Annotated in this window: 22 protein-coding genes and 1 tRNA gene; 11 read left to right on the top strand and 12 right to left on the bottom strand. The window is 58.3% G+C overall.

Annotation, left to right across the window (positions count from 1 at the left end; all coding sequences use genetic code 11):
• Window positions 1–4: 4 nt before the first annotated feature.
• The 6 genes from AC2FMY_RS16155 to fabI all read right to left on the bottom strand — a co-directional run bounded on the left by AC2FMY_RS16155 (window position 5) and on the right by fabI (window position 6585).
• Complete coding sequence (locus AC2FMY_RS16155; RefSeq protein ID WP_496807715.1) at window positions 5–553, bottom strand: HutD/Ves family protein; 549 nt, start codon at window positions 551–553, stop codon at window positions 5–7.
• A gap of 14 nt (window positions 554–567) precedes the next feature.
• Window positions 568–2079, bottom strand: a complete 1512-nt coding sequence (trpE, locus tag AC2FMY_RS16150; protein ID WP_496807714.1) for an anthranilate synthase component I — start codon at window positions 2077–2079, stop codon at window positions 568–570.
• 12 nt (window positions 2080–2091) lie between these two features.
• The gene (locus AC2FMY_RS16145) at window positions 2092–3933 is read right to left on the bottom strand and encodes a peptidylprolyl isomerase (protein WP_496748637.1); all 1842 of its coding nucleotides are present in this window, start codon (window positions 3931–3933) and stop codon (window positions 2092–2094) included.
• Between the two features lie 79 nt (window positions 3934–4012).
• Window positions 4013–5188 (bottom strand): aminotransferase, encoded by a 1176-nt coding sequence (locus tag AC2FMY_RS16140; protein ID WP_496807713.1) that lies wholly within the window; start codon window positions 5186–5188, stop codon window positions 4013–4015.
• A 75-nt stretch (window positions 5189–5263) separates the two neighbouring features.
• Window positions 5264–5773: a xanthine phosphoribosyltransferase gene (gene gpt / locus AC2FMY_RS16135; RefSeq protein ID WP_480750468.1), complete on the bottom strand. Its 510-nt coding sequence runs from the start codon at window positions 5771–5773 to the stop codon at window positions 5264–5266.
• Window positions 5774–5778: 5 nt separating this feature from the next.
• Window positions 5779–6585, bottom strand: coding sequence for an enoyl-ACP reductase FabI (gene fabI, locus AC2FMY_RS16130; RefSeq protein ID WP_480750469.1), 807 nt, complete (start codon window positions 6583–6585; stop codon window positions 5779–5781).
• A 135-nt stretch (window positions 6586–6720) separates the two neighbouring features.
• On the opposite strand from fabI, the gene pdxH reads away from it, so the two are divergent.
• From pdxH to AC2FMY_RS16110, 4 genes are all read left to right on the top strand, one after another.
• Complete coding sequence (gene pdxH, locus AC2FMY_RS16125) at window positions 6721–7326, top strand: pyridoxamine 5'-phosphate oxidase (RefSeq protein WP_496807712.1); 606 nt, start codon at window positions 6721–6723, stop codon at window positions 7324–7326.
• Window positions 7327–7447: 121 nt separating this feature from the next.
• On the top strand, window positions 7448–7975 hold the full coding sequence (locus AC2FMY_RS16120; RefSeq protein WP_480750471.1) for a cold-shock protein: 528 nt from the start codon (window positions 7448–7450) through the stop codon (window positions 7973–7975).
• A 10-nt stretch (window positions 7976–7985) separates the two neighbouring features.
• Window positions 7986–8453: a DUF192 domain-containing protein gene (locus tag AC2FMY_RS16115; RefSeq protein WP_480750472.1), complete on the top strand. Its 468-nt coding sequence runs from the start codon at window positions 7986–7988 to the stop codon at window positions 8451–8453.
• Between the two features lie 43 nt (window positions 8454–8496).
• A tRNA-Pro gene (locus AC2FMY_RS16110) sits at window positions 8497–8573 on the top strand.
• 8 nt (window positions 8574–8581) lie between these two features.
• On the opposite strand, the gene AC2FMY_RS16105 is transcribed toward AC2FMY_RS16110, so the two are convergent.
• Window positions 8582–8821, bottom strand: a complete 240-nt coding sequence (locus AC2FMY_RS16105) for a hypothetical protein (RefSeq protein WP_480750473.1) — start codon at window positions 8819–8821, stop codon at window positions 8582–8584.
• 747 nt (window positions 8822–9568) lie between these two features.
• On the opposite strand from AC2FMY_RS16105, the gene AC2FMY_RS16100 reads away from it, so the two are divergent.
• Together AC2FMY_RS16100 and AC2FMY_RS16095 are read left to right on the top strand one after the other, a co-directional pair.
• Complete coding sequence (locus tag AC2FMY_RS16100) at window positions 9569–13207, top strand: vitamin B12-dependent ribonucleotide reductase (protein WP_496744445.1); 3639 nt, start codon at window positions 9569–9571, stop codon at window positions 13205–13207.
• Between the two features lie 552 nt (window positions 13208–13759).
• Window positions 13760–13996 (top strand): EF-hand domain-containing protein, encoded by a 237-nt coding sequence (locus AC2FMY_RS16095; RefSeq protein WP_496807711.1) that lies wholly within the window; start codon window positions 13760–13762, stop codon window positions 13994–13996.
• A gap of 52 nt (window positions 13997–14048) precedes the next feature.
• Here the strand turns inward: AC2FMY_RS16095 and AC2FMY_RS16090 are convergent, their stop codons facing one another.
• Window positions 14049–15593, bottom strand: a complete 1545-nt coding sequence (locus tag AC2FMY_RS16090) for a trimethylamine methyltransferase family protein (RefSeq protein ID WP_480750476.1) — start codon at window positions 15591–15593, stop codon at window positions 14049–14051.
• 387 nt (window positions 15594–15980) lie between these two features.
• Between AC2FMY_RS16090 and AC2FMY_RS16085 the strand changes: the two genes are divergently transcribed.
• The gene (locus tag AC2FMY_RS16085; RefSeq protein ID WP_496744443.1) at window positions 15981–16499 is read left to right on the top strand and encodes an outer membrane protein; all 519 of its coding nucleotides are present in this window, start codon (window positions 15981–15983) and stop codon (window positions 16497–16499) included.
• A gap of 13 nt (window positions 16500–16512) precedes the next feature.
• Here AC2FMY_RS16085 and AC2FMY_RS16080 read toward each other — a convergent pair whose 3' ends face one another.
• Both AC2FMY_RS16080 and AC2FMY_RS16075 read right to left on the bottom strand, forming a co-directional pair.
• On the bottom strand, window positions 16513–17700 hold the full coding sequence (locus AC2FMY_RS16080) for a pyridoxal phosphate-dependent aminotransferase (RefSeq protein WP_496744441.1): 1188 nt from the start codon (window positions 17698–17700) through the stop codon (window positions 16513–16515).
• Between the two features lie 119 nt (window positions 17701–17819).
• Window positions 17820–18332, bottom strand: coding sequence for a hypothetical protein (locus tag AC2FMY_RS16075; RefSeq protein ID WP_496744439.1), 513 nt, complete (start codon window positions 18330–18332; stop codon window positions 17820–17822).
• A 259-nt stretch (window positions 18333–18591) separates the two neighbouring features.
• Here AC2FMY_RS16075 and cysS point away from each other — a divergent pair, with 259 nt between their 5' ends.
• The 3 genes from cysS to AC2FMY_RS16060 are packed head-to-tail and all read left to right on the top strand — an operon-like array spanning window position 18592 to window position 22404.
• Window positions 18592–19965 carry a cysteine--tRNA ligase gene (gene cysS, locus AC2FMY_RS16070; protein WP_496807710.1) on the top strand — a complete coding sequence of 458 codons (1374 nt, stop codon included), beginning with the start codon at window positions 18592–18594 and terminating at the stop codon, window positions 19963–19965.
• A gap of 27 nt (window positions 19966–19992) precedes the next feature.
• Entirely contained in the window at window positions 19993–21624 is a 1632-nt protein-coding gene (cimA, locus tag AC2FMY_RS16065; RefSeq protein ID WP_496807709.1) for a citramalate synthase, read from the top strand.
• A gap of 3 nt (window positions 21625–21627) precedes the next feature.
• The gene (locus tag AC2FMY_RS16060; protein ID WP_496807708.1) at window positions 21628–22404 is read left to right on the top strand and encodes a squalene/phytoene synthase family protein; all 777 of its coding nucleotides are present in this window, start codon (window positions 21628–21630) and stop codon (window positions 22402–22404) included.
• A 1-nt stretch (window position 22405) separates the two neighbouring features.
• On the opposite strand, the gene AC2FMY_RS16055 is transcribed toward AC2FMY_RS16060, so the two are convergent.
• Window positions 22406–22996, bottom strand: coding sequence for a YceI family protein (locus AC2FMY_RS16055; RefSeq protein WP_496807707.1), 591 nt, complete (start codon window positions 22994–22996; stop codon window positions 22406–22408).
• 154 nt (window positions 22997–23150) lie between these two features.
• On the bottom strand, window positions 23151–24374 hold the full coding sequence (locus AC2FMY_RS16050) for an MFS transporter (RefSeq protein ID WP_496744431.1): 1224 nt from the start codon (window positions 24372–24374) through the stop codon (window positions 23151–23153).
• 104 nt (window positions 24375–24478) lie between these two features.
• On the opposite strand from AC2FMY_RS16050, the gene AC2FMY_RS16045 reads away from it, so the two are divergent.
• The coding region (locus tag AC2FMY_RS16045) for a DNA-3-methyladenine glycosylase family protein (protein ID WP_496807706.1) at window positions 24479–25047 on the top strand (569 nt) is incomplete at its 3' end.

Here is a 25047-nt window from a genome sequence, read left to right as displayed (position 1 = left end):
GCTCTCAATTCTTTGGTGAATTCACGGCTCGCAATTCGACGCACAGTGCCGTTGCGCCCGGATCCAATGCAACGTCATCGTTCGGTTCAAGAACGAAGGACCCGGACTTCAGTTTGATACTGCCGATGCCAGCCTGCCCCGAAACCATATACACCCCACAAGGGTGGTCCGGAAAACGCAAACGCTCCGGCCCACTGTGACACGTGACGCGGGGACAAAGCCGGGTGGGGTCAAAGATCAGATTGAAGTTTCGTACCGGCCCACTCCGCAGCCTTCCGCAAAGTTCAATATCACCTGAGAAAGTGAGCGGTGAAAAAGGTGGCGCAGGCAGGTTCCCCTGTACGCCTTCCAAGACCATTCCGGCGCCCGAGACAACCGTGAGAATGCGGTGCAGGCCCGGAAAAACCGAAAACGGCCCGTCCCGGTCGACCTCAGCCAGGCTCAGCCGCCAGAGCAGGTGACCGTCCTGATTACCGCGCGCAATTTCATGCGTGATGCCACCACCGTTTTTCCACTGCGACGTAACGTACTGATCTGGCGTGAATATCTGCATGCCCGAACCGGATGTCACCGGTTGCCATTACCCGTGAACCGGGACGCGTCTGCAGCAGCGCGGCGGATCGCGTTGGATTTGTGCACGGTTTCCATATATTCCGCCTCGGGGTCGCTGTCATAGACAACACCACCGCCTGCCTGGATATAGAGCTTGCGATCCTTCACGATGGCGGTACGCAGGGCGATGCACATATCCATGTCGCCGCCAGCCGAGAAATAACCGACCCCGCCGCCATAGATGCCGCGCTTTTCCGGCTCCAGTTCGTCGATGATCTCCATCGCGCGCACCTTGGGCGCACCGGAAACGGTGCCTGCAGGCATTCCAGCAAAAAACGCATCCAGCGCGTCTTTGTCCTCGGCCAGTTCACCAACGACGTTCGACACGATGTGCATCACGTGGCTGTAGCGTTCGATGATGAACTTTTCAGTCGGGCGAACTGTGCCGATCCTGGCGACGCGTCCGGTGTCGTTTCGACCCAGATCCAGCAGCATCAGGTGTTCGGCCAGTTCCTTTTGATCCGCCAGCAGATCGGCCTCGAGTGCGCGGTCCTCCTCGGGGGTGGCGCCGCGGGGGCGGGTGCCCGCGATGGGGCGGATGGTCACCTCGCTGCCAAAAACCCGCACAAGGATCTCGGGCGATGCACCGATGACCTGAAAGCCGCCAAAGTTGAAATAGAACATGAAGGGCGACGGATTGGTGCGCCGCAGCGAACGGTAGAGCGCAAAAGGAGGCAGCGGGAATTCCTGTGTCCAGCGCTGTGCCGGAACCACCTGAAAGATGTCTCCTGCGCGGATGTATTCCTTGGCCTTTTCGACCGCCTCCATATAGCCGGATTTGGTGAAATTCGACACCGGCGGAGCGACTTCCTGTGCCTCGCCCAGATCACGCGTTTCGGCGGGCATGGCGCGCTCCAGATCGCGAACCGCGTCCATCACCCGCTCGGCGGCCTGGGCATATGCTGCCTTGGCGGTTTGCCCCTCGCTGATCCATGCGGGCGAGACCACCGTGACTTCGCCCTTGACCCCGTCGAGCACCGCCACAACCGAAGGGCGCATCATCACCGCGTCCGGCAGACCCAGCGGATCGGGGTTTACGTCCGGCAGATTTTCGACCAGACGCACCATGTCATAACCCAGATAGCCGAACAGACCCGCCGCCGCCTGTGGCAGGTCATCCGGCAGGTCGATGCGACTCTCGGCCAACAGGGCGCGCAGGTTGTCCATCGGGTTGCCGTCCTGCGGATCAAAGGCATCCGCATCAAAGCGGGCCGAACGGTTCAGCGCGGATTGCTGACCATGACAGCGCCAGATCAGATCCGGTTTCATCCCGATGATGGAATAACGCCCGCGCACCTCTCCACCCGTCACGGATTCAAGCATGAAGGCGTCTTTCTGCGCGCCAGTCAGCTTGAGCATCAGTGACACAGGCGTGTCCAGATCCGCGGCCAGCCTGGCATAGACGACCTGATTTTCGCCGGCCTCATAGGCGCGCGCAAAGGTTTCGAAGTCGGGGGTCAGGGCCATGTCAGTCTCGTGTCAGAAATTGGATTGCACGGCATTCAGGGCGCGTTGATCCAGCGTCGGACGCGCGCGGGTCTGAGCGTCGCGCACATAGATGTCAAAGACGTTTTGCGCCAGCGCCTGATTGAGCTGTTCGCCCAACGCCGCGCGCATCTGTTTCAGATCATCGGTGTCCGCTGGTGGCAGGACATCGTCAAGCCTCACGATCAGGGCGGTGCCTGTGCCCGAAAGCACACGCAGTTCACCCGGCTCCATCTCGAATACCTGATTCAGGAAATCGACCGGAGTTCCGTCCAGATAGGCGGAACGGGTCAACCCGTTTTCAACCCGGAACGGCAGGCCGATGGCGGCGAAATCTCCGTCGGTCGCTAGCTGTGCCAGCACCGTGTTCGCCTGCTCTCCAAGAACCTTGGCGGTTTCCGCCTGCACCCACGCAGCTATGACCTTGTCGCGTGCGTTGTCCAGCGGTTCGGGTCTCGGGCCAAGCTCCTCGTCCAGACGCAGCGCAAAGATCGAGCCGTCTTCGAGAAAGGCGATCTCGGGAAAATCACCTTCCTGCACGGCTTCGGCAGCATCGCGGAACCCGTTGTAAGCCGCTACGCCATCGCTGCTTTCTTCGGTCCAGTCAATCTGACCAAGCTCCATCCCGGTCTCACCTGCCAGCTCCTCAAGCGTTGCTCCGCCCGCCAGCAGGTCATTGATGTCCTCGGATTGCGCCTCTATCTGGCGACGCGCCCGGTCAGCGGCCAGTTCATCGCGCAACTCGGCCTCGGCCTGTTCAAAGGTCACGATCTGTTCGGCCAGTGATCCGTTGATCCGGAACAGCGCCGGGCCGAGATCGGAGGGCAGGGGGCCGACCACTTTGCCGACTTCGGCTGCAAAAACGGTATCGGCCGCAGCGCCAAGATCGTCAGCTGTCACGTCGCCCAGATCAATATCGCGTAGTTCCAAGCCTCGATCCTGTACCATTTGCTCGAAACTCGCACCGCCCACTTCGATCTGGGCCATAGCGCTTTTGGCGGCTTCTTCGTCGCCAAAAACCAGCCGCTCGACCAGGCGGCGCTCGGGCTGGCGGAATTCTGCTTCGCGCTGAGAGTACAGGTTTCGCACCGCATCCTCGTCCACTTCGATCGTGTCCAGCAGCATCTCGGGCGACAGCAGTGCATATGTCAGCCGCTTGGTGCGTGGCAGGGTGAACTGGTCAGGGTTCTCGTCGTAATAACCCTGAACCTGTGCATCGGTCGGCGCAGGAACCGGAGCTTCGAGGTTTTCCGCGCCCAAGGTGGCCATCGTAAAGCTGCGGCGCGCGCCGATGTAATCGACCAGCGTGTCAACCATTGTGTCCGGCATGGTTACCCCTGCCATGACGGCGCCCTGCACCAATGTCCGCGAAGTTTCCTTGCGAATGTCTGCTTCGAACTCCGCCTCGCTCAACCCGACCTGCTCAAGCTGAAAACGATAGGCTTCGCGATCGAAAGATCCGTCTATACCCTGAAAAGCCGGGATCTGAACGATCTCTTTTTGCAGGTTCTCGTCGCCAACCGACACGCCCATTTGCGCCACTTCGTTGTCGAGTGAAGCAAGAGCAACGAGACGGGCCAGTGCCAACTGGTCGAGGCCGAGTTCGCGTGCTTGCGACATCTGCATGGGCTGGCCTGTCTGCGCCTCGACCGCGCGAATTTCTCGCTGCAGTTCTCGGGCGTAGGCATCGACCGAGATGGATTCATCCCCGACCTGAGCCACGGTGCGGATCGTGCCGCTGAGGTTGACCGCGCCGAACCCGGCAAGACCCAGCATAAGCAGGCCCATCAGGATCCAGACAAAGGTTTTAGACAAGCTCTTGATGCGCGCGGCCATGATGCCCCCTAGTCTTGCGGCGTTATTCTGCCCTTTTCGTTGCGGCCCTGAATACGACGCGCACTGGCGGGGGGCAAGATCAGAAGGTGACCGCCTGTAACCGCTGGAACAACTGTCCGATCCCGGCCCGATCCAGATTGGCAAACGCGACGCGAACCTGACTTTGGCCCGCGCTGTCGTGGGCAGGCATGAACATGGTGCCGGGCAGCAGCAGAACGCCTGCCTTCCTGACCAGTTCACGTGCCAGTTCGTCTGACGGCATGTCGAAGGGGTGCTCAAGATAGGCGAAATAGGCACCCAGGCCCAGCAATTTCCAGCCCTTATTCTCCAGCGCAGGCATCCCTTCGGTAATCGCGGCACGGCGGTCAAGAATTTCAGCACGTTCACCGGCCAGCCACTGCGACAGGTTCTGCATCCCCCAATGGGCTGCAAACTGACCGATCTGGCCGGGGCAGATCGCAACCGTATCCAGGAATTTTTCGATCTCGGCCAACAAGGCTGGGCTGCTGGCCAAAGCCCCGACGCGATGGCCGGTCAGACGATAGGCCTTGGAGAAGGAATAGAGATGCACCAGCGTTTTGTCCCAGTCGGGGTCGGTGAAAAGGTCGTGCGGTGCGCCGCTGCGGCTGTCGAAATCGCGATAGGTTTCGTCCACCAGCAAGCGAATGCCGTATTCCCTGGCAAGATCGTAAAAGGCGCGCACCAACTCCGCCGGGTATTCGACGCCGCCGGGATTGTTGGGTGTCACCAACGAAATTGCCCGGGTCTTGTCCGTGATCAGCAACCGCGCCTGTTCGGGATCGGGCAGCAAATCATCCCCGGTACGCAGGTCCACCGCGCGAACGCCCGCCATATCAAGCCACATCTTGTGATTGAAATACCAAGGCGTAGGCAGAATCACTTCGTCGCCTTCACCGGTAATGGCGGAAATCGCGGCAGAGAACGCCTGATTGCAGCCGCTGGTGATCGCGACTTGGGTCGCTTTGACAGAGCCGCAATAGTGTTCAGAGATCTGACTGGCCAGTTCCGTGCGCAGATCGTCATTGCCCAGAACAGGACCATAAAGGTGGGCGCCATCCTCGTTGATCGCAAACTCGGCCATGGCGCGACGCAATGGTTCGGGTGGAGGGTCGACCGGGGCTGCTTGGCTGACATTGATCAGCGGTCGGTCCGCTGGAAATTCGACCCCTTGTATCCAGCGACGCGCTTCCATGACCGGCGGCGCGAATGTAGCGGCGGTTCGGGTCTGTGTCATTGTGAATCCGTCCTGGAGTGTTTCGGTATGCGCCGATGGTCCAAAAAAACGCGCCCGGTTGGGCGCGTCTCGGTTTCAATCCGTGCCGCGATAGGGCTCGACATATTGCAGGGCCATGTCCCACGGGAAAAAGATCCAGGTGTCCTGGCTTACCTCGGTGATGAAGGTATCCACCATCGGGCGGCCTTTGGGTTTGGCGTAGACGGTTGCGAAATGTGCCTTGGGATACATCTTGCGCACGAGCTCCAGCGTTTTGCCACTGTCCACCAGATCGTCGATGATCAGAACGCCTTCACCATCCCCCATCAAATCGCCATCGGGCGATTTCAGCACTTCGGCTTCACCCTGGGCCTGATGGTGATAGGACTTGACGCTGATCGTGTCGACCGTGCGGATATCCAGTTCGCGGCTGACGATCATCGCGGGCGCCATGCCGCCACGGGTGATTGCCACCACAGCGCGCCACGCGCCGTCATCCGGGCCTTGCCCGTCCAGGCGCCAGGCCAGTGCGCGGGAATCGCGGTGAATCTGGTCCCAGCTTATGTGAAAGCCCTTTTCGTGCGGCAGTCGATCCTTGGCGCTCATGCCGGTTATCCCTTTTCAACATCGGGCGCATCGACGGCCTTCATGCCGACGATGTGATAACCCGAATCCACGTGCAGGTTTTCACCGGTCACGCCGCTGCTGAGATCGCTGAGCAGATAGAGCGCCGACTTGCCTACGTCATCGATTGTTACGTTGCGGCGCAGCGGCGAGTTATACTCGTTCCACTTCATGATATAGCGGAAGTCGCCGATGCCGGATGCGGCAAGCGTCTTGATTGGGCCGGCCGAGATCGAATTGACGCGGATTCCATCCTTGCCCAGATCCTCGGCCAGGTATTTCACCGATGCTTCAAGCGCTGCCTTGGCAACGCCCATGACATTATAATGCGGCATCACCTGTTCGGCACCGTAATATGTCAGCGTTATTGCGCTGCCGCCATCAGTCATCAGCTTTTCGGCGCGCTGCATAACGGCGGTGAAGGAATAGACCGACACGTCCATAGTCAGTTTGAAATTGGCCCGGCTGGTATCGACATATCGCCCGCGCAATTCGTTCTTGTCGGAAAATCCGATGGCATGCACGACAAAATCCAGCTGCCCCCATTTTTCACCCAATGCCGAAAAAAGAGCATCGATCGAGTCCTCGTCGCTCACGTCGCAGGGCAGGACAATTTCACTGCCAAGCTGTGCGGCCAGCGGATCGACCCGTTTCTTCAATGCATCCCCCTGGTAAGAGAATGCAAGCTCGGCCCCGGCCTCGGACAAGGCGCGGGCGATGCCCCACGCGATGGATTTGTCATTGGCCAGTCCCATGATGAGGCCGCGCTTGCCGGCCATCAACTGATTTGACATGTTCGGTTCTCCGCCTGTCGTCGCGTTGTGTTGATGTGGTTTATGCCATTGGTCTGATTGCTTCAAGGCCGCTGGCTATTGCTTGAGCGGAGTTCTCGCCGTAGGGTCACCGCCAAGTCGTTCAAGGGGATGGAAATGAGCGAGCGTGATGGCATCTTTGCCGGTGCCGATCCGTTTGAAATAGCGGGCCGGTGGCTGCACGAGGCCGAACAGTCAGAACCGAACGATCCGAACGCGATCGCGCTGTCCACCGTGGATTCGAGTGGCCTGCCGAATGTGCGCATGGTTCTCCTGAAAGATATCGAGCCTGATGCGTTTGTTTTTTATACGAATTATGAAAGCGCCAAGGCGAAGGAACTGGAAACTGCCGGAAAAGCGGCCTTTGTGATACACTGGAAATCACTGCGACGTCAGATTCGCGTTCGTGGAACCATTTCCCGCGAAGAGGGGCCAATGGCTGACGAATACTACGCTTCGCGCTCCCTCAAGAGCAGATTGGGCGCATGGGCCTCGCGCCAGTCGCAACCATTGTCCAGCCGAGCGGCCCTGATGGCAGAAGTGGCGAAGGTGACGGCAAAGCTGGGTCCCAATCCACCGCGCCCTCCGTTTTGGGGCGGATACCGGTTGGTCCCGACTGAAATCGAGTTCTGGGCAGATGGCGCGTTTCGGTTGCATGATCGGTTCGTGTGGCGTCGACAGGATATGGCTTCAGAGTGGTTAGTGCAGAGGTTAAATCCATGACGTTTGCGTGTCGTGAAATGCAGAACGCTGAAAAGGCTAGAGTTTTTCAGCTTGAATTTACCAACCAATTCCATACACATCGTCAGCCTATGGGATGGGCAGAAGTCACGTTGGGAAGCAAGTGCCGGAAGATTTGAACAACATGCAACGAGTCCGCGGACACGTAAAATGGTTCGACCCCGCCAAGGGGTACGGATTTGTCGTGTCCGACGCAGGCGGGCCGGATATCTTGTTGCACGTGAACGTACTTAGGAACTTTGGCCAGAGTTCGGTCGCCGACGGGGCGGGCATTGAGATTATGACCCACCGCACCGACAGGGGTGTGCAGGCCGTCGAGGTTGTTGCCATCGCACCGCCCGAACGGGCCGAATCGATGCTGCTTTCCGATTTTGCAGACCTTTCACCGGATGCGATTGAACAGGCGCCGCTGGAAGCCGCGCGTGTGAAATGGTTCGACAAGGGCAAGGGTTTTGGCTTTGCCAACGTATTCGGTCGTGACGAGGATGTGTTTCTGCATATCGAAGTCCTACGCCGTTCGGGGCTTTCCGATCTTCAGCCGGGCGAAGCGCTTGCCATGCGGGTGATCGACGGTAAACGTGGTCGAATGGCGGCCCAGGTTCTGGCCTGGGAAGCGGCCGTCGACCATTGATTCCGCGGTGTTGAAGAAACTACTCCTGTTTTTGGGGCTGTTTCTGGCGCTCCGGGCCGAAACCGCGTTGGCGCAATGCGCGCCGACGGTGCTTGACCTCAAGAACGACACCTCTCAGATCCGCTTCAACATCGAACTTGCCGTGACACCTCAGGAACGGTCCAAAGGTCTGATGTTCCGCGAAGAGATGCCGGATCGCTCGGGCATGCTTTTCGTGTTCGACCCGCCGCAACCGGTCGTGTTCTGGATGAAGAATACGTTGATTCCGCTGGATATGATTTTCGTTGATCGAACCGGTATCGTGCAACGGGTTCACGAGAACGCAATCCCCCATGACGAAACCGCGATCTTTGGCGGTGATGACATATATGCGGTGTTCGAAATCAATGCTGGGCTGGCCCGTCGTTATGGAATTTCGCCGGGAACCCGCTTGCGGCACGAAATTTTTTCGGGTGGGCCCGCAATCTGGCCCTGTTAGGTCTTTTCAAATCAGAAACACATCGCTAGGAAGGCGCACGGTCCGGGGCGTGGCGCAGTCTGGTAGCGCACCTGTTTTGGGTACAGGGGGTCGTAGGTTCGAATCCTGCCGCCCCGACCACACTTCAGTCAGAGAGAAGTTCCACCAGTTGCCCGCAGCAGTCGCGCAACTTTTCGATCCAACCTGTCGCTTTCGATCCTGACCCGTGTTACGCCACGATCCTTGCGCGGGATATCCAGAAAAAACTCGGTATCGACCCGATGACCGCCGGATATTTCGGTGACACTCATGCGCATCACGCTTTCCGGCAATTTCTCGGGCGTGCCGTCATATGTGAGGATGAGATAGGCCGTCGTTTGGGGCGGCATCAACTGTCTGCACTCAATTGAGGTGCGGCTGGGGCGAAGAATTCTTTCGCCCGTGTCCGAACATGCGGCCTCGAACGCCCGGATGAGAGATTCGGGGTATTCCGGATAAGAAGCGCTGCGCGATGTCTCTATATCTTGTGGTGCACAGGCCACGATCAAGGTCATGAACAAGGGGAAACAAACTGCGCGCATGGGTCGACGGTCCAATTCAGGTCACAGGTCATCAACCGCGCATGGAACCATCCGCATCGCCAGGCGATAGTGATTCCCGGAACCCTGTCAGAGCCTTCGACGGTATCTGCCACGAACAGTACGCGACATAACCCGACCTGAAAACAAAGAAAAAAATCGCAGAAGGCGTTTGGACACGGTCGTATTGGCCTGTGAACAACTTGTGGAGGAATCGGATACGTCGCCGGGCCGGGCGAGAGTGAATTGGGGGGTCAACAAAAAAGATTCGAATTTGGGCCAAAAATGGCGTTGACCTTCTATGGATATATACGCCAAATTGTGTGGGCCGGATGCGTTGCCACTAAATCTGGTAGGTAATGACCAGAAAGGCAACGGGCAAGGGACGGAAAGCAATTCAAGGAAACGTGTGGTCGGTGATCGACTTCGCGCTGTGAATTTCAGCGCCGGGAATTCTTTGGCGTCTCGAACCGGTTTCCAGGGTGGGCAAGCACCCGCAGGAAGATAATTCGGCCGATCGGTCGGGGACATGTTGATTGAGAAGCTAGGGCGGCGGACATGAAGATTGAAAGAAAATTCACCAAGACCGGTCAGGATGCATATGCGGATCTGGATTTTGTGTCCGCAACCTCCGAAATCCGAAATCCGGATGGCACCATTGTCTTTCGTCTCGACAACATCGAAGTTCCTGCCCGCTGGAGCCAGGTCGCCAGCGATGTGATTGCACAAAAATACTTCCGCAAGGCCGGCGTCCCGTCGCGGCTGAAGAAGGTCAAGGAAAAGGACGTCCCCGAATTCCTCTGGCGTTCGGTGCCGGACGACGGGGCCGAGTTCGAAGGTGAGACATCGTCCAAGCAGGTCTTTGATCGTCTCGCAGGCGCCTGGGCCTATTGGGGCTGGAAAGGCGGCTATTTCTCGACCGAGGACGATGCGCGCGCCTATTTCGACGAGATGCGGTACATGCTGGCGACCCAGCGCGCCGCACCTAACAGCCCACAATGGTTCAACACCGGACTGCACTGGGCCTATGGCATCGATGGCCCGGCGCAGGGGCACCACTATGTCGACTACAAGACCGGCAAGCTGACCAAATCGAAATCCGCCTACGAGCATCCTCAGCCGCACGCCTGTTTCATCCAGTCGGTCGATGATGACCTCGTGAACGAAGGCGGGATCATGGATCTGTGGGTGCGCGAGGCGCGCCTGTTCAAGTATGGCTCGGGCACGGGCACCAACTTCAGCCACCTGCGCGCCGAAGGCGAGGCTTTGTCTGGCGGTGGCAAGTCCTCGGGTCTTATGGGTTTTCTAAAGATCGGCGACCGCGCAGCGGGCGCGATCAAATCAGGCGGGACCACCCGTCGGGCAGCGAAGATGGTGATTGTCGATGCGGACCACCCCGACATCGAACAGTTTATCGAGTGGAAAGTGATCGAAGAGCAAAAGGTGGCCTCGATCGTAGCCGGATCGAAAATGCACGAAAAGATGCTGAACGGTATCTTCGAGGCCATCCGCAGCTGGGACGGCACAGCTGATGACGCTTATGATCCCAATACAAACGACAGCCTGAAAACCGCGATCCGCGAAGCGAAAAAGGTCGCGATCCCGGAAACATACATCAAGCGCGTGCTGGATTACGCCAAGCAGGGCCACGACAGCATCGAATTCCCGACCTATGATACCGACTGGGACAGCGAGGCATACAGCTCTGTCTCGGGACAGAACTCGAACAACTCGATCCGCGTCACCAACGCATTCCTGACCGCGGTCGAAAAAGATGCCGACTGGGAGCTGATCAACCGCACCAACGGCAAGGTCGCCAAGACCGTCAAGGCGCGGGACCTGTGGGAAAAGGTCGGCCATGCCGCCTGGGCCTGCGCCGATCCGGGCATCCAGTACCATGACACCGTGAATGAATGGCACACCTGCCCGGCAGACGGCCCGATCCGCGGCTCGAACCCATGTTCCGAGTACATGTTCCTTGATGACACCGCCTGCAATCTGGCATCGATGAACCTGCTGACCTTCCTCAAGGATGGCGTGTTCCAGGCCGACGACTATATGCACGCAGCACGCCTCTGGACGCTGACGCTGGAGATCTCGGTAATGATGGCGCAGTTCCCGTCCAAGGAAATTGCGCAACTGTCCTATGATTTCCGTACCTTGGGTCTGGGGTACGCCAATATCGGCGGTCTGCTGATGAACATGGGCTACAGCTATGACTCGGTCGAAGGCCGCGCGATCTGTGGCGCGCTGACCGCGATCATGACCGGAGTTGCCTATGCCACCTCGGCAGAGATCGCGGGCGAGCTGGGGCCATTCGCCGGTTACGAACGAAACGCCGATCACATGCTGCGCGTCATCCGCAACCACCGCCGTGCGGCGCAAGGCGTGACCCAGGGTTACGAAAAGCTCGCCGTCAAGCCGGTGCCGCTGGATCATGCCAACTGCCCCGACAAGCGCCTGATTGATCTGGCCATGTCCGCCTGGGACGAAGCGCTGAGCCTGGGCGAGCAGAACGGTTATCGCAACGCGCAGGCCACGGTGATTGCGCCGACGGGCACGATTGGGCTGGTGATGGATTGCGACACCACCGGGATCGAGCCGGATTTCGCGCTGGTCAAATTCAAGAAACTCGCCGGCGGCGGTTATTTCAAGATCATCAACCGCTCGGTTCCCTCCGCGCTTGAGAAACTGGGCTACACCTCGGCCCAGATCGAGGAAATCGTGTCTTACGCCGTCGGGCACGGCACCATCGGCAACGCGCCGGGGATCAACCACACTTCGCTGACAGGCCACGGCTTTGGCCCGAACGAGCTGCGCAAGGTGGACGAAGCGCTGGAATCGGCCTTTGACATCCGGTTCGTGTTCAACCAGTGGACACTGGGCGAAGAGTTCTGCACCGGTGTTCTGGGCATTCCTGCGGCCAAGCTGAACGACCCGACCTTCGATCTGCTCCGCCATCTGGGCTTTACCCGCAAGGATATCGAGGCCGCCAACGACCACGTTTGTGGCACCATGACCCTTGAAGGTGCACCGCACCTGAAGCCCGAGCACTATGCGATCTTCGATTGCGCCAATCCTTGCGGCAAGAAGGGTAAGCGTTTCCTCAATGTCGACAGCCACATCACCATGATGGCTGCTGCGCAAAGCTTCATCTCAGGCGCGATTTCGAAAACGATCAACATGCCGAATGACGCGACCATCGAGGATTGTCAAAAAGCCTATGAGCTGTCGTGGTCGCTGGGGATCAAGGCCAACGCGCTTTATCGCGACGGCTCAAAACTCAGCCAGCCGCTGGCCGCGGCCCTGGTCGAGGACGACGATGAAGCCGCCGAAATTCTGGAAAGCGGCTCGCCTCAGGAAAAAGCGGTGACGCTGGCCGAAAAGATCATCGAAAAGGTGGTGGTCAAGGAAATCATCCGCAGCCACCGCGAAAAGCTGCCGCATCGCCGCAAGGGCTATACCCAAAAGGCGATCGTGGGCGGACACAAGGTGTACCTGCGCACGGGCGAGTTCGAAGATGGTCAGCTTGGCGAAATCTTCATCGACATGCACAAGGAAGGTGCCGGGTTCCGTGCGATGATGAACAACTTCGCCATCGCCGTGTCGGTCGGCCTGCAATACGGTGTTCCGCTGGAAGAGTTCGTTGACGCCTTCACTTTCACCAAGTTCGAACCGGCAGGCATGGTGCAGGGCAACGACTCGATCAAGAACGCAACGTCGATCCTTGACTACATCTTCCGCGAACTGGCGGTCAGCTATCTCGACCGCACCGATCTGGCCCATGTAAAGCCCGAGGGCGCCACCTTTGACGATCTGGGCCGGGGCGAGGATGAAAACGTCTCTAACATTGCCGAGGTTAGTGAAAGTGCGGCTTCCAAGTCACTGGAAGTGCTGAAACAAATCAGTTCGACGGGATATCTGCGCAAGAGGTTGCCGCAAGAACTGGTGGTGTTCAACGGCGGTGCCAGCGCCTTTGGCGGCATGGCTGAGCCGGCGGCCGGGTTCAAGGCGCAGGCGACTGAAACCGTCGTGGTCAGCGAAACCGTGACCGCAACCGGCATGGACGCCCGCACCAAGGCCAAGATGCAGGGATACGAGGGCGACCCCTGCGGCGAATGCGGCAACTACACGCTGGTGCGCAACGGCACCTGCATGAAGTGCAACACCTGTGGATCCACGAGCGGGTGCTCGTGACCCTCTAAACTGAATCGCGCCGGCGACGGCGTGTAGGGGCTTGGATCTCCCTCGGTGATCCGGTCCCGACCACACCCGGGATGACAGTCAAGTCCAAGACTTACCCGTGACGCGTCATCCCACTCGGCGGAACATGCCCATGTTCGGCCGGAACAGGGTGGGACGGAATATCGGTCCTTCCCACTCTCACATGGGGCGGGTGCGCTCGCCCTGGACGACGTCCAGGCCGCAGGCAAAAAAACACCGGGCGGTCAATGTAATGAGCCTGGACGGCGAAACTCGACAAGGGGGCTTCGGCCCCCTTTTTTCTGTTTTCAATCCGAAATGATCGGCCAGATCGCGCCACTTTTCGGTTTTTCCGTAAGGGAAGAATTGCCGACAAGGTCAATCCACCGTCAGTTGTGCGGAACGCTGCTGAACGACTCTGGCGGCTTTCGCGGGCTTTGGCTTGAAATTGCCCGCCAAGGGCGTCGGTGCTGACACAGAACGGGATAGCGGTTTTGTTGGCTTCGTCCGGACGTCAACAATTCCTTTTAATCAGGAGAAACCGCAATGACCCTGAAATATCTGGCCGCGCTGGTCGTCAGTATCCCGACCATCGCCTTTGCTCAATCCGGTGCCGATTCCAATGGCGACGGTGTTCTGACAATCGAAGAAATGCAGGCCGTCTTTCCCGAGATTGGTGCCGATCAATTCTCGACCATGGACGCCAATGGTGACGGCGCGCTGGATCGCGACGAAGTTGCCGTGGCGCAGCAGGCAGGTCTGATACCCGCAACCGACGGGTAACTCACACGCAAATAGGGCAGCCGGATCGCTCCGGCTGCTTCTTTTCAACAGGTTACGACGGCAAGTGAATGTTGAACTTGGCGCGAATGCTTGCGTCCAATGTCGCGTCGAACCGGGCCGGAGACCGCTCGGCAAGGATCGCTTCCTTGCGTGCTATCGCTTTTGCAATAAGGTCGGGCTTGTCGCGTTCCGCCCATTCCTTGGGCGAGGTTCGGTCACCAAGCGCAGGATAGACATAGTCGATCTGCATCCGGCTCAGTGTGGCGTCGGTGCCCAGATAGTGGCCGGGGCCGCCAAGGCAAACTTCGGCCATCTGATCCAGCGCCAGAGTTTCGTCGGTCACTTCGATACCGCGTACACAGCGCAAGGCTTGTCCGATCAAATCGTCGCTCAGAATGAGTGACTCGTGACAAAAACCCAGCAGCGAGGCATGCATGCCTGCCGCCTCATAGACCATGTTCAGCCCCGACAGCCCGGCCATGACGTTCGAACACATCTGCTCCCACCCGGCCTGCATATCGGGCATCTTGGAATCCGATGCCCCCGCAGCCGCGCCGCCGGGCAGGTCATAGAACTTGTGCATCTGCGCGCAGCCCGCGCTCAGCAATGCCTGTTCTCCCGATCCGACCGTCATCGCACCCGTTCGCAAATCCAGCCCGAAAGGCCAGGTGCCAAAGATCGCCGGCGCGCCGGGTTTGACAGCGTTCACATAGACGAGACCCGCCAGGCACTCGGCGGTGGCCTGTGTAATCGCGCCGGCAACTGTCGAAGGGGCGGTCGCACCCGCCATGCCCGCAGACAGCAGCAGCACCGGCATGCCCGCCTTGATGCACTCCTCCATCACCTGACAGCTTTCGGTGGCGAACTTCATCGGTGGCACGACGAAGCAGTTCGAGTTCGACACGAATGGCCGCTCACGCCATTTGTCCTCGCCGCCCGCGATCATGTGCAGCATTTCCATCGCCGGGGCGACATAGCTGGGATCGGTGAACGACGTTCCGACGTGTTTGTACGTTCCCGAACAGCAGGCGTAGATCGTGTTCAGGTCCATCTCGCGATTGTCCAAAATGTCACGACATACCATGGGGCGTTGTACAAAATGGACATTTTCCAGGTTTTCGCAGATCCGTGAGGCATCGTGCAGATCCTGAACGGTCGAGTCGCGATAGTTGCGCCCCTCGACATCCACCATGTGAACCGCAGCGCCCGCAGTGCCATAGTGGACACGGTTGCCCGACAGGTTCAGATCGGTTTTTCCATCGCGACTATAAAGAGTTACCGACCGATTGGCCCTGGCAATCGTGTCTTCGACCAGGGCGCGGGGAAAGCGAATGCGGCCATCGTCGCCCAGGATGCATCCGGCATTCACTAGATAATCGATGCCGCTTTGCGGCGCATCGGCCAGGCCAATTTGTTCCAGAGCGTCCAGCGCCGCACGGTGAATGCGCTCCATTCCCTCTTGCGTCAGAGGTTTCAGCCAGCCGCCTTCCTGACCCGGGCGGACGGGGCGCATATGTTCGGGAAGAGAGGTTGCGCGGGCGGCGCGACGGGCTGCACGGCCACCGCTGCGAGAGGAGCTACGGGATTGATCGTTCATAAATTTTTTTCCGTGTAGTGTTGTGGAAGGTGCTGAATGAAAACAGCTTTCACGGCCTTCCACGCGCGGCACGGCCCCGGTCGGCGCCGATCGTCCGACTAACCAAGCAGATTTTCGACTGCTCGCCCTGCATTAATTTCTCCATCCACGCCTGTCAGGACATTAGGCCTATGTGCGCGACTCGATCTGTTCTGTTTGCGACTACGAAATTGGTCGGTTTACAGGAATTTACCCACGGTGATTACCGAATCTGTTATGGTTGAAGCAAAGGTCGGTGATTTGCATCGTTGTATTGAAAGCCCCGGGCAGGTTGCCCACGTAAGTAGTTGAAGATTTGGAAAGTTCGGCATCGCGGTCATGCGATGCCGAGGACCAGAAGGAAGGAAGATGAAAGTCATCTCCGCAGCATTGGCAATCCTGTTGCTCGGTTTTGTCACACCGGCAACGGCTGAGGACTGGACTGGTGTGTATGGCGGATTCAGTTTCGGTTATACGGATGCGACCGGGCCGGGAAGCCTTGGCGGGAATGACTTCAATTTCGGTCCTCATATCGGCTACGACTACGATTTCGGCAGGTTCGTGGTCGGTGGCGAACTGGAATATAACTATGCCAACATCAATCTGGGTGCCGGGGGTGGGGATATTGACGATATCAGCCGTCTTAAGCTGCGCGGCGGTTATGATTTCGGCTCGGCCCTGGGCTATGTCGTCCTTGGAGCAGCGCGTGCGCATACCTCGGGCAACAGCGATAACGCGGCCGTCTATGGCATTGGCGTTGCATACCCCATCACTGACCGGCTGGTAATCAGCGGCGAGGCGTTGCATCACGACTTCAAGGACTTGAACGGCGCGTCAGGCGATTTTGGGACAAATACCTTCAATCTACGAACAACATTCCGGTTCTGACCTTCTCCGACAATCACACCGCCGCACGTTGTTGCGTCAGCGTGGCAGCGAATCTGCAAACTTGTTCCAGCGAGCGTACAAATGCCGCGTCCTCGATTGTCATTGCAACGCGGATATGCCCTGCTGCGGCTTGCCCAAAGCTCTCTCCGGGCATGACCGCGATTCTGTGGGTGTCCAGCAACGCATTTGCAAAAGATTCGCCACTCAACCCGGTCGCCCGGATATCGAGCATAAGATACATGGCCCCCTGTGAAGGCACTGGGAGAATCGCGTTTTGACGCGCCAATATCTCTTGCGCCAAGGCTCTGCGACGCAGGAAAGGGGCCGAAATCTCGTCTTCCAGCTCTTGACCCGCAGCCAGTGCATAGCTGGCTGCGTCCTGTATGAATCCCGGCACGCCGTAAGTCGTGTGTGTGGCAAGGTTAATCAGATGCCCGATAACGTCGCTTGGCCCCACGATCCAGCCGCAGCGTGACCCGGTCATCGCGTGCGATTTTGATATCGACCCGACAACCAGCGTGCGTTCGGCCATACCGGGCAGGGAGCGAGGTGAGACATGTTCACCTTTCCAGACCTGGGTGTCATAGACCTCGTCCGAAATCAGCCATAGATCTCTGGCTTTGCTGACTTCGGCAATCGCATTGATCGTCTCGCGGGAATAAACCACACCGGTAGGATTGTTTGGGGAGTTGATCAGAAGGGAAACGGCGCCTTCTGCCGCTGAATCAATATCCGTTGCTCGGGGTTGGAAGGCGTCTGTGGCGCGGGTCTTGACCGCCTTTGCAACGCCACCCACGCCGCGAATGGTGCCGGGATAGGTTGCGTAATAGGGATCGAGATAGAGAGCCGTATCGCCGGGATTGCAGACCGCAGTGTGGGCGGCAAACAGCGCCGCTTGACCACCCGGTGTGATCAACACGTTGTCTCGTGTCGTCGCCACGCCTGTTCGGGCTTGCACCCGTGCGGCTACGGTATCGCGTAACAACGCTGTTCCCGGCACCATGGCATACCCGGTATGCCCACCAAGCGCCGAATCGTTCATGACCTTGAGTATCGAAGGGTGTGTGCGAATGTCGTGCTCACCGATTGTCAGTTCGGTCACCGATGTTCCCTCGGCAATCATCCGGCGTGACCGATAGAAAACCTCCCAGCCATCCGAACCACCTCCGGTCAGATGAGTAATTCGATGTGACAGTTTCATGATCCGCTCCCTTGGTAATTCGACAGAGAGGGGCAGGACCGCTTTGATTCGTCAATCTCACGAGGACGGATTGGGAAACTCAAAAAAAGATATGCTTGTGTGGTGCCCAGGTTTGATCTTCACAGAGTAGATTTGATTACCATGCGCGATACCGGGATGATGTTGGCAACGGTTTTGAAAGCTTCGATCAACTTGACGGCGTCTGCCAGGTCGGTTTCGATCGATGACGATATCTTGGACGCCTCCTTCATGGTTTTGTGATAGGATTCTGTTTGTTTTTTGATTTTGTCTTCAATTGTCTTGCACTTTTTAACGTCACCTGCCGCATGTGCTTTTTTCAACGCCGTCATGTGCTTTGCGATGATCTTCTCATGCCCATAAATCTGTGTTGTGCAGGTTACTAGAGCACCGCGCTGATTCTCGACTCTGGTAATGGCCGTGTCGAGTTCGTTCAGGTTTTTTTTGACGTCGGTGTCGAATTTCTTTTGTTTCACCCGGAGGTCGATGACCAGCTTGGCGCATTCCTTGTCCAAGTTCTTCACTTCACTGCTGGTGTATTTGGCATTCGCTTCCTTGATTTGCCGCTGCAAGCCGGGCGGCAAGGTATCGAACAGGGGTCCCTTCGTGAACATTGGCTAAATTCCTCGCTCCTGACAAAAGACCTGCTGAGCAGCTTAGCATAGCGGGCAGTAGTTCGCATGTTTTGAGCGGCAACTTGATCTGGGCGAACTTGCGAGGTATCCAGAACTCATGAACCGGAGCATTTGCATCATTATCTGCTGCATTACCTGCTGAACTTTCAGGCGGGCCGGTTTCTTTCGTTTTCATCCCTGAGACAAGTTGCTAAGCCCGCGCCAAGGCGCTTGCGCATGCTGTTGAGGACTAGACCCGATGACCACGATCAAACTGCACAATACCCGGACCCGGAAGAAAGAAGAATTCGTTCCGATCGACCCCGACAATGTGCGGATGTATGTCTGTGGCCCCACCGTCTATGACCGGGCGCATCTGGGCAATGCACGGCCGGTGGTGGTTTTTGATGTTCTCTATCGGTTGCTGCGCCATGTCTATGGCCCTGATCACGTGACCTATGTGCGCAACTTCACCGACGTGGACGACAAGATCAATGCGCGGGCAGCCGAAACCGGACGCAAGATTGGTGACATCACCGCCGAAACGACTCAGTGGTTTCTGGATGATATGGGCCAGTTGGGTGCGCTGGAGCCCGATCACATGCCACGCGCAACCCAGTATATCGGCCAGATGGTCGAGATGATCGAGGTGCTGATCGAAAAGGGCCACGCCTATGCCGCTAAGGGGCATGTGTTGTTTGCTGTGGACTCGTGGAAAGAACATTATGGCAAGCTATCCGGCCGGTCCGTCGACGACATGATCGCGGGTGCTCGGGTCGAGGTTGCGCCCTACAAGAAAAACCCGATGGACTTTGTATTGTGGAAACCTTCGACCGACGACCTGCCGGGTTGGGACAGCCCCTGGGGCCGCGGGCGGCCGGGCTGGCATATCGAATGCTCGGCCATGAGCTATGAGTTGTTGGGGGAAAGCTTTGACATCCATGGTGGCGGCAATGACCTGATGTTCCCGCACCACGAAAACGAAATTGCCCAAAGCTGCTGTGCCCATCCCGAGGGACGGTTCGCCAATGTCTGGATGCACAACGAGATGTTGCAGGTCGAAGGCAAGAAGATGTCCAAATCGCTGGGTAATTTCTTTACCGTTCACGACCTGCTGGAACAGGGCGTTCCGGGCGAGGTGATCCGGTTCGTATTTCTGTCGACGCACTATCGCAAGCCGATGGATTGGACCGAGAAGAAGGCGCGCGAGGCGGAGCGAACCCTCAGGAAACTCTATGCGCAGGCGGCGCAGGGCACAGGGTTGGGTGAACCACATCCGCAGATCATCGAATGCCTGGCAGAAGACCTGAACACCGCTGGCGCAATCTCTGAGTTGCACCAACTGTCGCTTGCCAACGATGTCGCCACCCTGCGTTATTCGCTTCAGTTCCTCGGGTTAATGGAGGACTGTGTGCCGGATTGGGCTTCTGCCTCGACCATTGATCTTTCGGAACATGAAGCGCGTTTGGCTGAGGCGCGGGCCGAAGCGATGGCGAGCAAGGACTTTGCCGAAGTGGACCGTTTGAAAGCGGAATATCTTGCGGCCGGGCTGGAAGTGAGGATGAGCAAGGCCGGCATCGAGCTGGTGCCGGGGCCGGGATTTGATGCCTCCAAGCTGGAGGCGGTGGGATGAGCAGTCTGAACGCCGGGAGGGTTTTAAATGGTTGAACGCCTCTATCTCTACGACACCACCCTTCGGGACGGCCAGCAGACGCAGGGTGTGCAGTTCTCGACGGCTGAAAAGATGCGGATTGCGCAGGCGCTGGATGTTCTGGGCATCGACTATATCGAAGGCGGCTGGCCCGGTGCGAACCCGACCGACAGCGCGTTTTTCGATGCCGCTCCGACCACCAAGGCGCGGTTGACGGCCTTTGGGATGACCAAAAGGTCGGGTCGGTCGGCGGAAAACGACGATGTTCTTGCGGCAGTTATGAATGCGGGTACTCAGGCGGTCTGTCTGGTCGGAAAGGCGCATGACTATCACGTGACTCATGCGCTTGGCATTTCGCTGGAGGAGAATATCGAGAATATCCGGGCCTCGATGGCGCATATCGTGGGGCAGGGGCGCGAGGCGTTGTTTGACGCCGAGCATTTCTTTGACGGCTATAAAGACAATCCGGATTACGCCGTTGCGACCTGTCGCGCCGCGCTGGAGATGGGGGCCCGCTGGGTGGTGCTATGCGATACCAACGGCGGCGCATTACCCTCCGAGGTGGGGCGGATCGTGGCCGAAGTGATTGCTACCGGTCTTCCCGGTGATCGGCTGGGTATCCACACGCACAACGATACCGAAAACGCCGTGGCCTGTTCGCTCGCGGCCGTGGATTCAGGCGCGCGGCAGATTCAGGGTACTCTGAACGGGTTGGGCGAACGCTGCGGCAATGCCAATCTGACCGCATTGATCCCGACGCTGTTGCTCAAGGAACCTTACGCTTCAACCTTCGAAACCGGTGTGAGCCACGAAGCGCTTGCCGGTTTGACGCGGATCAGCCGGATGCTGGATGAAATCCTGAACCGGGTACCGACCAAACAGGCGGCTTATGTGGGTGCGTCGGCCTTTGCCCACAAGGCGGGCTTGCATGCCAGCGCCATACTCAAGGACCCGTCGACATACGAGCATGTGGACCCCTCGACAGTTGGCAATTCCCGCGTCATCCCGATGTCGAACCAGGCCGGTCAGTCTAACTTGCGAAAACGGTTGAACGAGGCCGGACTGGCGGTTGAGCCTGGCGACTCGACCCTGGGACGGATTCTGGAGCGGATCAAAGAGCGCGAGGCCGAGGGTTATTCCTATGACACCGCGCAGGCTTCGTTCGAGCTGCTGGCGCGAGAGGAGCTGGGGCAGCTTCCCGAGTTTTTCGAGGTCAAGCGGTATAAAGTCACCGTTGAGCGCCGCAAGAACAAGTACAACAAGATGGTCAGCCTGTCCGAGGCCGTTGTCGTGGTGAAAGTTGACGGTGAAAAGAAACTGTCGGTAAGCGAGTCCCTTGACGAAAATGGCAGCGACCGGGGGCCGGTGAATGCGCTGGCCAAGGCGCTCGCCAAGGACCTGGGACGGTATTCAGAGATCCTGGATGACATGCATCTGGTCGATTTCAAGGTGCGTATCACCCAGGGCGGAACTGAGGCGGTAACGCGGGTCATCATCGACAGCGAGGACGGCAAGGGGCGGCGCTGGTCAACGGTGGGTGTCAGCGCCAACATAGTTGATGCCTCGTTCGAGGCGTTGCTCGAAGCGATCCAGTGGAAACTGGTACGCGATTGTGGCGCGCAGGCAAGCGCGGCGGAGTAGGACGTGACGTTTGACGACGACCTGAACGCGTGCGCCGCGTTGGTGCAACGGGCCGATCCCGATCGGTTTCTAGCGACCATGGCAGCACCGGTCGACGCGCGTCGGGTGCTGTTTCCGCTTTATGCTCTGAACGTCGAGGTCGCCCGCGCGCCTTGGGTCACGCAAGAGCCGATGATTGCGGAGATGCGCCTGCAATGGTGGCGTGACGCCTTGGAAGCAATTGCAAAGGGGAGACCTGTCAAGCGGCACGAGGTGGTGACGCCTTTGGCCTTGATCCTGCCTGCCGATCTGGCCGGGCAAATGGATGAATATGTCGCGGTAAGGCGGTGGGATATATATAAAGATGCCTTTGTGGATGCTGAGCATTTCGCCACTTATCTTGATCACAGCACTGGTACGCTGGTCTGGGTCGCCGCCCGTATACTGGGAGGAGCCAAAGAAGATGTTGTGCGCGACTATGCTTTTGCCACTGGCGTAGCGAACTGGTTTCGGGCCATTCCAGAGCTTGAGGTGCGCGGACGCATCCCTTTGCTGGATGGGACAACGAAAGGTATCCAGACTCTGGCGCAACTGGCTTTGGACCGGTTGCACCGCGCCCGCCAACGTCGTGTTGACGTGTCAACGCAGGCACGACCGGCGCTGTTGTGTGGGTGGCAGTCTGAGGCCATCCTGAAACAGGTGCTGAATGAACCGCGCCGCGTCTCGGAAGGGACCCTTGGCCAAAGCGAGTTTCACCGAAGGGCATCACTGATGTGGATTGCTTCTACCGGTCGTTGGTAGATCAGTTCCAGCCGCCCGCTTTCATCTCTGCCGAGATTTCCAGCCTGATTTCATCGGAAATCAGGGGCGCGTACTGCCCGACACCAAGGTCGCTGCGCAGCAAGGTACTTGTAGCGTGCACCCCGATCCAGTCGCCGCTGTAGTAGTCAAAAAAGGCGCCCATCGGGTTGGTTCCCATGTACGTCAAGCGAACGTCCAGAATGATCGGTGCCGTCACGTCCCTTATGGTCAGATCACCGGTCAGCCTGAGGGAATCGGCGCCGGTCTGAACTGCGGACGTCGAGACGAAGTTCATTTTGGGGAACGCCGACACCTCAAAGAAGTTCTTGCTTTTCAGATCGTCGTCCAGAGCTGTGACACCTGTCGAAACGCTTGCGGCATCGACCGTGATGGTCGCCATTGTAGCGGTGACGTCATTCGGGTCGAATTCGATTGTTCCTGAAACTCCCGTCCACTCGCCGGATTGTTCGGTTATACCTGCGTGGTTGTAATATACGCGGATTTCCGTGTGGCTTGGGTCGACATGATAGGTTTCAGCAACTGCTGGGCCCATGAAGGCAAGCGCCAAAAACGGCAATGCGGCTTTGTTCATTTCGAACTCCCTGAAATACAGACGGATAATCTGATCAGGGTACCTTCCTGATCGTGGTCATCGAAACGAAACTTGGCTATTCACGGATGTTTGATCGGTTTTCGCGTTGCCAAGGCTGGCGGCCGCCCATCCCAAACCGTGATCATAGTCCGGATCACCTTACGGAATCACGGCCGCTCAGCGTCAGCCAGATCAAAGACCCACCTGCCAATGTCAACAACGGCACCATGGCAAGGTTGACCGCTGTCCAGCCTTCGACCGGCGAGCCGCCCGAACAGTTCATCAACCCGCCTGACGACAAGGATGCCAGTGTTACCCCACCGAACACCAGCAGATCATTGAGCCCCTGCATCCGCCCACGCTCATTTATGTCATGTGCGCCAGCCAGCATCGTGGTCGCGCCGATGAACCCGAAATTCCAACCAATGCCCAGCAGGATGAGGGCGACAAAGAAGTTACCAAGATTCACACCTTGCAGCGCGACAAGACCGGCACCTGCGAGAATAGCGAGTCCGCAGGAAACGATCTTTTTCACGCCGAAGCGCGCAATCAGATGCCCGGTGAAAAAACTGGGAACGTACATGGCAAGGACGTGGCTGGTCACCACGTCTGCCGCATTGCTTTCAGAGAACCCGCAACCCACGACCGCAAGGGGAGTTGAGGTCATGACGAGATTCATCAGGGCGTAAGACACCATGGCACAAATAACGGCGACGGCGATGCGCGGGGTTCGAAGCAGCTCCAGCCGAGTCCGGCCACGTGGCGCGTCATCAGAAGGTGCCGAAGGCTTGGGGATGTTCAGGAACAGAAACAGCCCGGAGCCGATAACATTCAGCATGATGACCGCAAAATATGTACCGAGAAATGGAACGACATAGGCTTGCGACGTCAGTTTTACGATCTGCGGCCCGATAACCGCTGCAGCCAAGCCGCCTGCCATCACATAAGAAATCGCCTTGGGTCTGAATTCGTCAGAGGCCGTGTCAGCGGCGGCAAAACGATAGAATCCGTGCGCGCTCATATAGACACCGGTCAACAGGCTGCCGCCCAGAAAAACCGGAAAAGAGCCAAGATAAAGGCCATAGGCGCCGACTGCACCGCCCATAGAACCGGCGGTGGCGCCGACGAGAAATCCGGCTTTCCGGCCCCATTTCTGCATGATCGCGGATATCGGTGTGGCCGCCAACATCGAGCCCAGAACGATCAGCGAGATGGGCAGGGTGGCCAAACAAGGGTTGCTGGCAAGAGACTGCCCGGCCAGGCCACCGACAATGAAAACCATTGGCATCTGCGCGCCCAAAATAGCCTGCGCTGCCACCAGAACGATCACGTTCCTTTTGGCAAGGCTGTTGTCTTGATATTGGGCCGCCATTGTCATGGCCAGATCCGTACCGGCGAATCCAAAGGTTCACAAGCGGGTTGAATGTGCTGTGGCGCACCTTAACCTGTGAAACGTTGCGTCCCTTGAAACGGAGTGTCCGGATGAGCACCGGCCGGATAATCGAAACGTCTGATTGTGTCGCCGAAGGGGCGGCCTGGCTGGCGGGTCAATGCCCGCGTATGGCGCGTGCGATGGAACTGACGGGTCCCCTGCCACTACGTCGCAGGCCAGACGGGTTTGCGCAGTTACTGAGCGCGATTGTCAGCCAGCAAGTCAGTGTCGCATCAGCCAACGCGATCTGGATCCGGCTTAGGCAGGCCAGACTCACTGGGCCGCGCAAGATCATGTGGGCGACCGACGACGACTTGCGAAACGCAGGCCTGAGCCGACAGAAGATCCGCTATGCCCGCGCTTTGGCTGAGGCGCGTATAGATTACAACGCCTTACGTTCAGCATCAGATGCGGAAATCATCACAACTCTGACCGAAGTTCCGGGCATCGGAGCCTGGACGGCCGAGATTTACGCCATGTTTTCTCTGGGACGTGCGGACGTCTTTGCACCGGGCGACCTGGCACTTCAGGAGGCTGCGCGCGTTCTTTATGACCTTTCGGAACGGCCAACAGAGAAACAACTGCGGCAAATGGCCGAAGCCTGGTCCCCGTGGCGGTC

This window comes from Ruegeria sp. YKSE079, from assembly GCF_059612845.1.
This window is presented reverse-complemented; position numbering and strand designations above follow the sequence as displayed.